We start from the raw sequence: 12,327 nt of genomic DNA, 5'->3' as shown, positions 1-12,327 counted from the left end.
GTAATAATGAAAGTATCAAGGGGGCTTTTAGTTGAATGCAAAAAAAGTAAAGATAAAAGGCATTATTAGGCGCATAAGAGAAAAGATACCTAGTCATGAAATAACATCTGAATCATTAAGGTTAGGAATACTATTAGCAATAGTTGGAGGGTTTTTAGATGCATATACATTCATATGTAGAGGTGGTGTATTTGCCAATGCTGAAACAGGAAATATTGTATTAGTTGCACTTGGAATTACAAATAGGAATTATAAAAATGTATTTATGGCTGCACTTCCTATTTTTGCATTTGTAGTCGGTGTTATAGTGACAGAAATAATAAGAGAAAAATCAATAAAGAATTATTCAGAATCAGCAAGGGCTGAAAAGTTTATTTTAATTATTGAAGCAATTGTACTTTTTATTATTGGATTCATACCAGACACTGTACCAGATATATTTGTAACTACAACTATATCTTTTGTTTCATCAGTGCAAATTTCATCTTTTAGGAGATTAGTTGATTCACCATATAGCACAACTATGTGTACAGGAAATTTAAGAACAGCTTCACAAGCTGCATATTTAGCAATAACTAAAAAGGATGAGGCTGCATATGCAAGATCAATAAGATATATAATAGTAATTGCTTCGTTTTTATTTGGTGCATCTTTAGGCGGGATATTAACTGTAAATTTTGGTGTCAAATCAATATGGACATGCTCTATTATATTATTTATCTCAAAAATTTTATTTAGCATAGATGAATACAGATTAATCAAAAGAGATATATAAAAATGGAAAGAAATTTCCATAGAATTAATTGTTGAAATTATATTAATGTTTGTGTATAATACGAATATAAATTAAGAAATGCTCGTATATCATCGGTGATATGGACCGAAAGTTTCTACCTGCTAACCGTAAATAGGCAGACTACGAGGTATTGGATTTGAAAAAGAAATTATTATAAATAGATTTGTAATATAAATTTATGATTTTATTTCTATTTTAAGACAACACCTCGATTACGAGGTGTTTTTTTATTACTTAAACAATGGAGGATGAAGTCATGGATAAAGCAAAAGCAACAGATGGAATTAACCTAACATATGGAGTTGATGATAATCCATCAATATCAGAAAAAATATTGTTTGGAATTCAGCATATATTTGCTGCATTTGGTGGAATAATAGTTGTTCCATTAGTTATATCTAGTGCATTAGGTTTTGATGTTAAAACAGGGACAGCATTAATAAGTGCATCAATACTTGCAGCTGGTCTTGCAACAATAATACAAGCTAAGGGTATAGGCCCAGTAGGTTCAAAAGTAGCATGCATAATGGGGACAGACTTTACTTTTGTATCACCATCTATTACAGTTGGATCAGTTTTAGGATTACCGGGAATAATTGGAGCTACTATTTTGGGTGCAGTTTTTGAAGTAGTACTTAGTTATTTTATAAGACCATTAATGAAGCTATTTCCACCACTAGTTACAGGAACAGTTGTATGTTTAATTGGGTTAACATTATTACCTGTATCAATAGATTGGGCTGCAGGGGGAAGTGGAGCTGCAGATTATGGTAGTATAAAAAATATATCAATTTCAATGCTTGTACTTATTGGAACATTATTACTAAATCGTTATGGAAAAGGTATGCTTAGTAGCGCATCAATACTTATAGGAATGATTGTTGGATATGTTGTGTGCATTCCACTCGGATTAGTAGATTTTACAGCAGTTAAAGAAGCAAGTTGGATTTCATTCCCTAAGATATTTGAATATGGAGTTACCTTTGATTTAAAAGCACTTATAGCATTTATTCCAGCATATTTCGTTACTGCAATTGAAACAGTTGGATGCTTAAAAGCAGTGGGAGAAGTTTCAGAAGTAGATATGACTGACAAACGTATAGGATCTGGCGTATTATCAGATGGTATTGGAAGTATGATAGGTGGTGTCGTTGGTACATTACCGAATACTACATTTAGTCAAAATGTTGGATTAATACCTTTAACAAAAGTAGCTAGCCGTTATGTAGCAGTTATGGCAGGGATTATATTAGTTATATTAGGATTTTTACCTAAACTTGCAGCAATAGTTAATAGCATTCCTCAACCAGTTTTGGGGGGAGTTGGAATAGTTATGTTTGGAACTGTTGCAGCAGCAGGAATAAAAACATTAAGTAAAGTAAAAATAAATGAACGTAATCTTTTAATAATAGCTACATCTATTGGATTAGGACTTGGAGTAACATTTAGACCAGAGTTTATTGCACAACTACCAGAAGGATTAAAAATGATTTTTGCATCAGGAATATCAACTGGGACAATAACAGCATTAATATTAAATGTAGTTTTAAAAGAAGACAAAGAAGAAATAGAAGTAGCAGATGAAAGTGATATAGAAGCAGCATAATAAATAAATGAAATAATAAAACCCTCAACAAATGAAATTGTTGGGGGTTTTAATTTATAAGTGAAAAGTTAAGAGTGAAAAAGTGAAAAGTTGAAGAAGTTTTGCTATGCAAAACATAACTATTGTATATTTAAGTATAATCAGTTATTATAATGAAATTTTATTGTATCTATTATATAATGAAATTATGTTCAATTTAGATATTTAGGGGGAGAAAATGAAAAATATTAATAAAGCTTTAAAAATTTCTATTGCCTTAATAGGGTTATCTTTAATAATAACACTTTTAGTATTAAGCAAACTGAAATTAGATAAGCCTGTATTTTTGAAAAATTATAAAGAAGTTGAGATTATGGAAAATGAGGAAGCCTATTCAATTTCAGGTTTTGATATTGAATTGAAATACATAGCAAATATAAAAGATAAAAGAAAAGTATCATCTGTAACTTTTAAAGAAGCACCAGAATTAAATTTTTATGCAAGTGAAAATAATTCTATGGGATTAATGAGTTCTTATGATTACAGTAATGATAATATTGAAAGTCATGGTAGATATGGAGTACATACAGTTTTTTTAAGTTTAAACTCTCAAAAGTATGATTATGGATTTGATAAAGAAGTTGCATTAAGTGAGGCAACTGTAACTTTTGATGATGGGCTTACTATGGAGGTTGATTTAGGAAAGGTAATACTATATAAGTACCATATGGATAAATATGATTATGATAAAAAGATATTGAAATGGCATAGTGTACAAAGCTCAAATGATGGCATTAGTAAAGTGGGATTTTTAGTTAATGATTACATAAGAATATCAAATGTTTATTCACCATTATTTGAGGATACTAAGGACTTATTTGATTTTAATATAGACAAGTTGGGAAGTATGAATAAGAAAGAGTTGATTTATAATAAAAATGAGAATTTATATTTTACTTCTAAATTTTATAATATAGATGATAAAGAAAGAAAACTTTATAGTTACAATATAAAGCCTGTTATTTATTTTAAAGATGGAAGTGGAAATGATCATGAACAGAGAATAAATAATTTAACTTATAAACCTTACTTTAGTTTTAGTGATATTTATAAATATTTAAAAGTAAAGGGGGAAATATAAATGATTCGTGGTTATAAAAAAGTCTTTTGGGGAATATTTTTTACAGCTTTTCACTTTAATTTTGGACCTATTAAGATTTTACCAAACTTTATTGCAATATTGATTATGTCATCTGGAATAAGAGAAATATTGATTGATAATGAAAATGACTCACTTAACATGTCACTAAAGTTAAATAATATAAGCGCCTTTATTTCATTTATTACATTTGTATTACCATTTATGGGGATTGAAAACTTAGAGAGTAATATAATTTTTAATACTATATGGTTTAATTTAGGAAGTATTTTAGAAATTATAATTATAGTAAAGCTTTTAGAAGGAACATCACAAATTTTATATGAAAAATATAATAGTGACTTAGGAAGAGAATATGAAAAGAAAGTAATAAAGTATCTTTGGTTATATTCAGTAGTAGTAATAGTAAGTAATTTTAATTTTATATTTATTTCAGAGGCTGTAGCACTAGTAACAGCTATATATGCATTAATAATAAAAATATGGATAATGTTATCATTTAAAAAACTATATAAAGATGATTTACAAATAGCTAAATAAATTTATGAAAATTTACTAATAATACTTTTATAGAAATATGGAGGTGTTATTAATGATTAAAGATATATTAAATGAATTGATACTTAAAAATTCAGAAAATCTATCTCAACATAATTTTGAGAGAAATACAGTATTAGGAATGAATAGAGATTTGGATAAATTAAAAATAAATGATGATATTTCTAATGAAGATATAATAGTTGATGAATATTCATCAAAAATAACCAATGCTTATGTAGAACTTAAGGACGTTGTAGAAAATAAGGACAAATATGAAATTTCAAAAGATAATAAAAATAAGGTTGATTTAAATTCATTAACTTTAAATAAAGAATAATATATTTAGAATAAAATTTAGATAGAACGTCTATGAAATGATAAGCTCTCTTTATAGTATACAGTTTAAATACTAAAAACTAATACTATAGAGGGAGTTTTTTTATTATTTTAGTTAGTACATACAAGATTGCTTTGGATGGGAATAAAATAACTGAATAAGTAAACTCATATATGTTTAATTTTTGTAAGGTGGAATTTAAAAATCTTTTAAGATTAATTTAAGGTAATAATGATATTATTTACTCAATGAAATTGTAGGAGGAAAATTTATGAGTAAAAAACTTATTGCTATATTATCAGTAATTTCTTTATGCATAGGAGTTACTGGATGCACAAATAAACAAGCGAATACCAATAAAACTTCCATAAGCAGTGAAAGAATTGAAAATGTAAATGCTACTATAACTTTAGGAGATAACATTTCTATAGAAGGAAATGGAGCAGATGTAGAAGGAAACAAGGTTATAATAAATTCAGCAGGAACTTATAGCGTTTCAGGAACTTTAAGTGATGGGCAAATAGTAGTAAATGCTGGAGATGAAGATAATGTAGAACTTATATTAAATGGTTCTAATATAAGTTGCTCTAATAGTTCAGCAATATATGTTAAGAATTCTAAAAATACATATATAATTTTAGCTGATGGAACAGAAAATCAAGTAACAGATGGAGAAAATTACGTGTTTGAGGATGAAGCCACTGATGAACCAAATGCTGCAATTTTTAGTAAATCTGACTTGTTTATTAATGGTACAGGGTCTCTTATAGTAAATGCTAATTATAATAATGGAATAACAAGTAAAGATGATTTAGAAATAGGAGATGCTAATATATCAGTAACTTCTGTACATGATGGTATTAGAGGAAAAGATTCTATTACAATAGCAAGTGGAAATATAACTATAAAATCACAAGGTGATGGAATGAAATCTAACAATTCAGAAGATGAAGAAAGAGGATATGTATTAATTCAAGGTGGAACTATTAATATAACATCAGGTGAAGATGGAATACAAGCTGAAACAAATACTACAATCACTGGAGGAGATATAACTATTAAATCAGGTGGAGGAAGTGAAAATAGCAGTAAAGCTAGTAGCTCATGGGGAGCATGGGGAAATCCTAAAGACTTTGGACCTCAAGAAACAACACTAGAAGAAACTGAAACAGCAAGTGCTAAGGGAATAAAAGCTGTAGTAGGAATAAAAATTGATTCTGGAAATATAAAAATTGATTCATCTGATGATTCAATACATTCTAATGGCAATGTAGAAATTAACGGAGGTAGTATTAATGCTTCATCAGGTGATGACGGTATTCATGCAGATTCAGTAATAGATATAAATGACGGAGATATTAATATATCAAAATCCTATGAAGGAATAGAAGCTGAAACAATAAATATCAATTATGGGAACATAAAATTAGTTGCAAGTGATGATGGTATTAATGCTGCAGGTGGAAATGATGGATCTTCAATGAATGGAAGACCAGGACAAAATAGTTTTGCTTCATCAGGTAATGGAACAATCAATCTTAATGGTGGAAAGATTATTGTAGATGCAAGTGGAGATGGTATTGATGCTAATGGATCAATATATATGAAGGAAGGAACTGTTATAGTAAATGGACCTGAAGATAATGGTAATGGAGCTTTAGACTATGATGGAAAGTTCGAAATTTCAGGTGGACTTCTAATAGCAGCAGGAGGAGCAGGTATGGCTCAATTACCAAGTACAACATCAACACAAAATTCAGTTAATATATTTACAAGCTTATCAGCAAATACATTAATTCGTATTGAAGACGAAAGTGGAAATGAAGTTATAACATTTGCACCAAGTAAAAATGCACAATCAGTTGTTATATCTTCACCAAATATTAAAACAAATGAATCTTATAAAGTTTATACAGGAGGAGAATCAACTGGAACGTCAAGTGATGGATTGTATTCAGAAGGATCTTACTCAGGAGGAACTGAATTAGAAAGCTTCACAGCTTCAAGTACAGTTACAACTGTAGGGCAATCAACAGGAGGCTTTGGAGAACCAGGTGGAGGAAGAATGCCAGGTCAAGGCGGTGGTATGAGGGGGCAAGAAGGAATGCCACAAGGAGAAATGCCTGTAATGCCTTAATATAAAGTTTATAAAAAGATATTACCTATATAGATTATAAGATCTGTAGGTAATATCTTTTTATTTATGCTAACAGGGAAAGCGTATAAGGAAGTAGTTACTTAAGTAAAAAATGTAGTAACTACATAGTACAAATAATTATGAATTTTATTCTATAAAGAATACTATTGACAAAATAAATGATAGAGTATAATATTCTTTATATGAACATGGTTCAATTTAAACTCAATATATAAAATATAGTCAAAATTTAAAAATAGAAGTTTTTAAAATAAGTTATTAGTATATTTTAAAGATATGTTTTTTATAATAAATATAATAGATAAATATATTGTATAGAGGCTTTTAATACAAATGGTTTCTATAAAAATATAATTCAATATGAACAAGATTCATATTACAAAGGAGGAATTTTTATGAAAATAAGAAAGGAAAAGCTATTAATGTTAGCGAGTGCAGTATGGCTTATTGCAGGATTCAATATATTGCGAATAGGATTTATAAGTTATGTTAGCCATATCACTTTCTTGAACTTAATTCTTTCAACATTGGTGTTTGTGTTTTTTTGGTTCATAATTTTTAATAAACTCGTTACAAAGCATACAAATAGAATTCAAAACTATAAAGAAGAGATGCAGTTTGTTTTGAAATTTTTTGATATAAAATCATTTTGTATAATGGCTTTCATGATGACATTTGGTATTGGGATAAGAGTTTTTAGCCTTGTTCCAGAAGTATTTATTGCTGTTTTCTATTCTGGTTTAGGTTGTGCATTATTTGGTGCTGGAATTCTATTTGGTTATAACTATTTTAAGCTTGAAAGAAAAATATATAAAGTATAAGGAGGAAAATTAAAATGCAAGCAATTATGGAAACAACATTTGATGTTGTATATCTAATTACAGTAGTTACTTTAGGAATCATAATGATTATGAAAAACAATGGGAAAAAACAATATTTTTTATTTGGGGTTATGGCAGTAACATTAGGGGTAGGAGACTCATTTCACTTAGTTCCAAGAGCAATTGCATTATGTACTACAGGACTTGAAAATTATACATTTGCATTAGGAATTGGTAAGTTTATAACTTCAATAACAATGACTATATTTTATATACTACTTTATTATGTATGGCGTTTACGTTACAAAATTGAAGGGAAAAATGGAATAACATTAGCTATATATTTATTATCAATTACACGTATAATCTTATGTTTATTTCCGCAAAATGGTTGGACAAGCATAAATGCATCTTTAAGATGGGGAATTTATCGAAATATACCTTTTGCTTTGTTAGGAATATTGATAATTATTCTATTTTATAAAAGTGCAAAAGAAAATAATGATAAAAGTTTTCGTTTTATGTGGTTAACTATTGTATTAAGTTTTGCATTTTATATACCTGTAGTATTATTTGCAGATACTATTCCATTAGTAGGAATGTTGATGATTCCAAAAACTTGTGCATATGTTTGGACTGTATTAATAGGATTTAATAGTATGAATTCAAGGAGGTAGTTTTGTATGAAAAAGATATTGAACATTTCATTTATATATTTTTTACTAGCAATGGTAGGTGGAGTTTTTTACAGAGAATTTACGAAAGTTTTAGGATTCACAGGCCAAACAACATTGGGATATATACACGTACATTTAATAGTATTAGGTTCAATACTATTTTTAATTATAGCTCTATTTTGTAGAGATACAGAACTATTATATAACAAAACTTTTAAGAAATTCATGGTTATATATAATATTGGACTTCCACTTATGGTATGTATGATGCTAATTCGTGGAATTATACAAGCATTAGAATTACAAGTAACTAGTGGAGTGAATGGAATGATTTCAGGAATTGCAGGAGTATCTCACATACTTTTAATGATAGCTTTATGGATGCTATTTACATCATTGAAGAAAGTATTAGTTAATGAGGAAAAGTAGAGATTATAAATTATAATTAAAAATTATAGTTAATAGCAATTTGTAAAAGAATGTGTATATTATTGTTAAGCAGTGAGGGGTTAGCCACGCACTGCTTATATAGTTCTTGAAAAAATAGGGGATAGAAAGAAAGATTATAATACCAATTTCAATATTAGAAGATAATAGCGAAAGAGATAATTTCATTAATGAATTAAAATCAAGGATAAGAGAATGATTTTATTAAAATATTGGAGCAATTAAAAAAGTATTCTAAAATAAGAATAAAGTTTAAAGTTTAAATATATGGTTTAGTTATAAATTAAAGGGTCTCATTTCGTGAGTCCCTTTGTTTGGTATTGGAAGAAGGAATATTTTAAAAGTTTTATTGACAATATTGATACTCGATATTAAACTTGTTATATAAGATAAAAAATTTTTTTTTATATTTTTAATATCGAGTATCAATGTTTGGAGGCGATTAAAGATGCCAAGAGAACAGTTTCAAAATTTAACTGAGCCAATGTACTATATATTAATATCTTTAATAGAAGAGCGATGTGGTGTAGATATAATGGCATCAGTTGAAGAAATATCAAAGGGAAGAGTTAAGGTCGGACCAGGAACATTATATGCTTTACTTGGTAGATTTGAGAAAGAAGGAATTATTAGAGAAACTGAAGTTGTAGGGAGGAAAAGAAGCTACATAATAACAAATAAAGGATTAGAAATATTAAAAGATGAATATAATCGTTTAATTCTGTTAGTTGAAGATGGGAAATCTTTTTTAGGAGGATATAATAATGGTATTGGTAAATAAGAAGTGGGTTATATTTAGTTTTTTACCTTATGAGTATAAAAGTTTAGAAGAATATCTAGAAAAAATGGCATTAAAGGGATGGGTATTAGAGAATATGATGGGATTATTCCTAAAATTTAAAAGAAGTGAGCCTAAAAATTTGAAATATTCAGTTGATATAATGGATAGTGTATCGTTCTTTGATGGAAAAGATAGCGAAAGTTTATTAGAGTACAGAGAGTATTGTAAAGAAGCTGGATGGGAATTTATTTGCGGAAGAGAAAAAATACAAGTTTATTGTAGTGAAATAGATCAAGAAAGAATAGATATTCATACAGATGAAGTTGAAAAGTTTAATACTATTCGTAAAGCATCATTAAAATATGTTAGCTTAAATTTTATAACTTTAGTATTTCTTTTATACTCACAATATATTATAACAATAGGAAGCTCAGATGGGCATTTTTTAGCAAGTCCATTAAGTTTAGGAAGTCTTTTATTTGTTAGTACTTTCTCAATACATGAGATTATAGGATTAATAACATTTTTAATATTCAATATTAGAGGTAAATTATTAATAAGTAAAGGAAAAAAAATATCTTATAATTTTAAAGTTATTGCTTTGATTAAGAGAACTATTTATAAGGCGCTATTTATCGTAACTGTTATAGCTTTTATATTTTATGGTATGAAATCTGATATAGATTTTATTAAGATATGTGTTACGTTTATCTTATTAATAGCTTTATTAAATTATATAGTTAGATTTGTTAAAAATAAGAATTATAAAAATAAAAAAACTATAATTTCAAGTGTATATATATTATTAACATTAGTGATATTTTTTATTATGACAAATATAATTTTTAGAAATATATATACAAGAGATTATAAACTTGATGATGAAATGTTAGAAAAAGTAGCTACTTTAAGATTAGAGGATTTTAATGATATTAGTAAAGATGATTCACTATACTACAGATTAGAAAAATCTCCAATAGCATCATATTTATTTTATAGCTGTGAAGGAGAAAATGATTATTTAAGTTATCATGTTTTTGAAAGTAAATATAAATGGGCAGTTAGATATAATTTGAATAAAACAATAGATTTTGATAATAAAGCTGGTATAGAATATATTGAAAAGCAAACTAGTTTACCAAATGACATAAAAGTTTATATTAATGAACGTGGACATCAATATATAATTATTTCACCTAATAAGATGGTAGAGATATCAACAATTGAAGGAATAAGTGAAGATGAATTAATTAATATGGCTTATGAAAAATTATTTAGTAATTAGTAACATCAGTAATAAAATATAGATAAAAGAAGATAAATAAAATATGTGAAATAAGTATATATCGAGCCTAGTACTTCTTTGTACAGCTATTTAACTTATGAAACATACTTTATTTATCTTTGCTTTTATAGTAATTTAGCTATAAACTTTTTCTTCAAAACCAGCAAAATTTAATGAAATGTTTAAATTACCGTTTTTGCATCTTAATTCATCTATAAATTTCTTTTGATTAGCGTCAAGTTTCATATGGATTATATAATGAATTTCAAATAGTGATCCAAAATCTCTAGTTTTAATAGTTTCAATATGCCATGAATTTGTGTATTTATTAAGGATATCATCAAAAATACCATCATAATTTAAGTCTTCAGGAATTGTGATTTTAAGCTTAGATGTTTTTGTTTTTGGCATAGCAAATTTTGTTGCATCTAATATTAAGGTTAAAGCACATAGTATTAATGTAAATATAAAAGCATATCCTATATAACCCATGCCACAAGTTAGACCAACAGCTAAAGTAAAGAATACATAAGTTATATCCTTTGGATCTCCAGGTGCGCTTCTAAAACGAATAATTGAAAAAGCTCCAGCTAAGCTAAATGCTCTAGCAACATTATTTCCAACTAGAAGTATGATAATTGCAATTATAACAGGTAACATTATAAGAGTTATTGTAAATCCTGTTGCATATCCTTCTTTTTTATGTGTCTTCATATATGCAAGGCTTATAATTAAGCCAAGAACAATTGAAGATATTATAATAAATAGTGCGTTAAATAGTGTGAATGATTCTCCATTCGTTGATGTAATTATAGTTTCTAACATACATCTTTCCTCCCTGTATCATAATTTTTATTTAAACAATATCTCATATATTCATTTCCATATTTAGAAAAGTGAGTATTGTATATCTCTAAATCTGAAAGAATTTTAGTAAACCAAACTGGAATAGCACCTAATATTTTTACTTCCATAAGGTAGTGTTTTTTATCTAATAGTCTATCACCAAAACTACCAGCTTCAAGAAAGAGGTTATCACGTCTAGTTATTATATTAGAATCAAAAGTTATTCTGAAATCATTATCATTCTTTGCAAAGAAAGCTTTCCTACTATAGCTTATATATACAGTTGGATGAATATCATGATTACTTATGTGATATTCTATTTCATTGAGAACTTGATTATTTAAATAATCAGAAGTCTCAGGTCTTTCCCCTAACTCTAAAAATTTATAAGCTTCATTTAGAGTTAAAGTAGCTCTACGTTTATTTACAATTCCATTAATTTTTTTCTTTAATTCAAGAAAAACTTTATCATCTTTACTAGTAGGTATACTGTAACTTCTTAATCTAAGTTTTTCTTTATAGTAAGGTTTATTAATAGAATGTCTAATTATTTGATTATCATCAGTATCATAATATATATTGTAAATACTGTAGTTCTGTCCAAACTTACAGAATTTATCTGGATTCATATATTTTGATAAAATTGGAATAAGTGCGTTATATTGATTTTCATCTAATATAAATTTTTTTTCATATCGTTGAAATGATTTTATTGCCATATAAATACCTCCCATAGAATTGATATCTTATGAGGTAATTATATAAAGATAACCTTAAAGAAATCTTAAATTAGTAATTACTTTTGTTAGATTAAGATATAATTGAATATGTAAAAATAGTAAAATGATATTAAGTATAAAACTGGAAAGATAAATATATATTTAAAGGGGATGAT

13 protein-coding genes and 1 riboswitch are annotated in these 12,327 nt (G+C 27.2%); of the genes, 11 read left to right on the top strand and 2 right to left on the bottom strand.

Annotated elements, in window-relative coordinates; all coding sequences use genetic code 11:
• Positions 1–31: 31 nt before the first annotated feature.
• The 11 genes from J2Z25_RS03640 (at position 32) to J2Z25_RS03590 (ending at position 10,586) form a co-directional block, all read left to right on the top strand.
• Entirely contained in the window at positions 32–775 is a 744-nt protein-coding gene (locus tag J2Z25_RS03640) for a YoaK family protein (RefSeq protein ID WP_245173052.1), read from the top strand.
• 62 nt (positions 776–837) lie between these two features.
• A riboswitch (purine riboswitch) is annotated at positions 838–939 on the top strand.
• Positions 940–1,052: 113 nt separating this feature from the next.
• Complete coding sequence (locus J2Z25_RS03635) at positions 1,053–2,402, top strand: uracil-xanthine permease family protein (RefSeq protein ID WP_209738426.1); 1,350 nt, start codon at positions 1,053–1,055, stop codon at positions 2,400–2,402.
• Between the two features lie 217 nt (positions 2,403–2,619).
• A complete protein-coding gene (locus J2Z25_RS03630; RefSeq protein WP_209738425.1) occupies positions 2,620–3,522 on the top strand; it encodes a hypothetical protein in 903 nt (300 codons plus the stop codon).
• A complete protein-coding gene (locus J2Z25_RS03625) occupies positions 3,523–4,080 on the top strand; it encodes a hypothetical protein (RefSeq protein ID WP_195624108.1) in 558 nt (185 codons plus the stop codon).
• Between the two features lie 52 nt (positions 4,081–4,132).
• Complete coding sequence (locus tag J2Z25_RS03620; protein WP_209738424.1) at positions 4,133–4,417, top strand: hypothetical protein; 285 nt, start codon at positions 4,133–4,135, stop codon at positions 4,415–4,417.
• A 271-nt stretch (positions 4,418–4,688) separates the two neighbouring features.
• Positions 4,689–6,554, top strand: a complete 1,866-nt coding sequence (locus tag J2Z25_RS03615) for a carbohydrate-binding domain-containing protein (RefSeq protein ID WP_209738423.1) — start codon at positions 4,689–4,691, stop codon at positions 6,552–6,554.
• A 416-nt stretch (positions 6,555–6,970) separates the two neighbouring features.
• Positions 6,971–7,396 (top strand): hypothetical protein, encoded by a 426-nt coding sequence (locus J2Z25_RS03610; RefSeq protein WP_097033724.1) that lies wholly within the window; start codon positions 6,971–6,973, stop codon positions 7,394–7,396.
• Positions 7,397–7,410: 14 nt separating this feature from the next.
• Positions 7,411–8,073 carry a hypothetical protein gene (locus J2Z25_RS03605; RefSeq protein ID WP_209738422.1) on the top strand — a complete coding sequence of 221 codons (663 nt, stop codon included), beginning with the start codon at positions 7,411–7,413 and terminating at the stop codon, positions 8,071–8,073.
• Between the two features lie 6 nt (positions 8,074–8,079).
• Entirely contained in the window at positions 8,080–8,502 is a 423-nt protein-coding gene (locus tag J2Z25_RS03600; protein WP_209738421.1) for a DUF2871 domain-containing protein, read from the top strand.
• Between the two features lie 466 nt (positions 8,503–8,968).
• Positions 8,969–9,301, top strand: coding sequence for a PadR family transcriptional regulator (locus J2Z25_RS03595; protein ID WP_008679907.1), 333 nt, complete (start codon positions 8,969–8,971; stop codon positions 9,299–9,301).
• Positions 9,285–10,586 carry a DUF2812 domain-containing protein gene (locus J2Z25_RS03590; protein ID WP_209738420.1) on the top strand — a complete coding sequence of 434 codons (1,302 nt, stop codon included), beginning with the start codon at positions 9,285–9,287 and terminating at the stop codon, positions 10,584–10,586. Before J2Z25_RS03595 ends, J2Z25_RS03590 begins: the two co-directional genes overlap by 17 nt.
• A 135-nt stretch (positions 10,587–10,721) precedes the next feature.
• Here the strand turns inward: J2Z25_RS03590 and J2Z25_RS03585 are convergent, their stop codons facing one another.
• Entirely contained in the window at positions 10,722–11,411 is a 690-nt protein-coding gene (locus J2Z25_RS03585; protein ID WP_209738419.1) for a DUF4956 domain-containing protein, read from the bottom strand.
• Positions 11,405–12,151: a polyphosphate polymerase domain-containing protein gene (locus tag J2Z25_RS03580; protein ID WP_209738417.1), complete on the bottom strand. Its 747-nt coding sequence runs from the start codon at positions 12,149–12,151 to the stop codon at positions 11,405–11,407. Before J2Z25_RS03580 ends, J2Z25_RS03585 begins: the two co-directional genes overlap by 7 nt.
• Positions 12,152–12,327 lie beyond the last annotated feature (176 nt).

This window comes from Clostridium tertium (assembly GCF_017873245.1).
Classification (GTDB): domain Bacteria; phylum Bacillota; class Clostridia; order Clostridiales; family Clostridiaceae; genus Clostridium; species Clostridium tertium.
Note: the sequence above shows the minus strand (reverse complement) of the source record. Positions and strands in the feature narration are given on the sequence as shown.

Bases quoted from the DNA above. Each gene is read 5' to 3' on its own strand.
- J2Z25_RS03585 (WP_209738419.1), bottom strand. From the start codon at position 11,411: ATGTTAGAAACTATAATTACATCAACGAATGGAGAATCATTCACACTA.
- J2Z25_RS03615 (WP_209738423.1), top strand. From the start codon at position 4,689: ATGAGTAAAAAACTTATTGCTATATTATCAGTAATTTCTTTATGCATA.
- J2Z25_RS03605 (WP_209738422.1), top strand. From the start codon at position 7,411: ATGCAAGCAATTATGGAAACAACATTTGATGTTGTATATCTAATTACA.
- J2Z25_RS03620 (WP_209738424.1), top strand. From the start codon at position 4,133: ATGATTAAAGATATATTAAATGAATTGATACTTAAAAATTCAGAAAAT.
- J2Z25_RS03630 (WP_209738425.1), top strand. From the start codon at position 2,620: ATGAAAAATATTAATAAAGCTTTAAAAATTTCTATTGCCTTAATAGGG.
- J2Z25_RS03595 (WP_008679907.1), top strand. From the start codon at position 8,969: ATGCCAAGAGAACAGTTTCAAAATTTAACTGAGCCAATGTACTATATA.
- J2Z25_RS03590 (WP_209738420.1), top strand. From the start codon at position 9,285: ATGGTATTGGTAAATAAGAAGTGGGTTATATTTAGTTTTTTACCTTAT.
- J2Z25_RS03625 (WP_195624108.1), top strand. From the start codon at position 3,523: ATGATTCGTGGTTATAAAAAAGTCTTTTGGGGAATATTTTTTACAGCT.
- J2Z25_RS03580 (WP_209738417.1), bottom strand. From the start codon at position 12,151: ATGGCAATAAAATCATTTCAACGATATGAAAAAAAATTTATATTAGAT.
- J2Z25_RS03610 (WP_097033724.1), top strand. From the start codon at position 6,971: ATGAAAATAAGAAAGGAAAAGCTATTAATGTTAGCGAGTGCAGTATGG.
- J2Z25_RS03600 (WP_209738421.1), top strand. From the start codon at position 8,080: ATGAAAAAGATATTGAACATTTCATTTATATATTTTTTACTAGCAATG.
- J2Z25_RS03635 (WP_209738426.1), top strand. From the start codon at position 1,053: ATGGATAAAGCAAAAGCAACAGATGGAATTAACCTAACATATGGAGTT.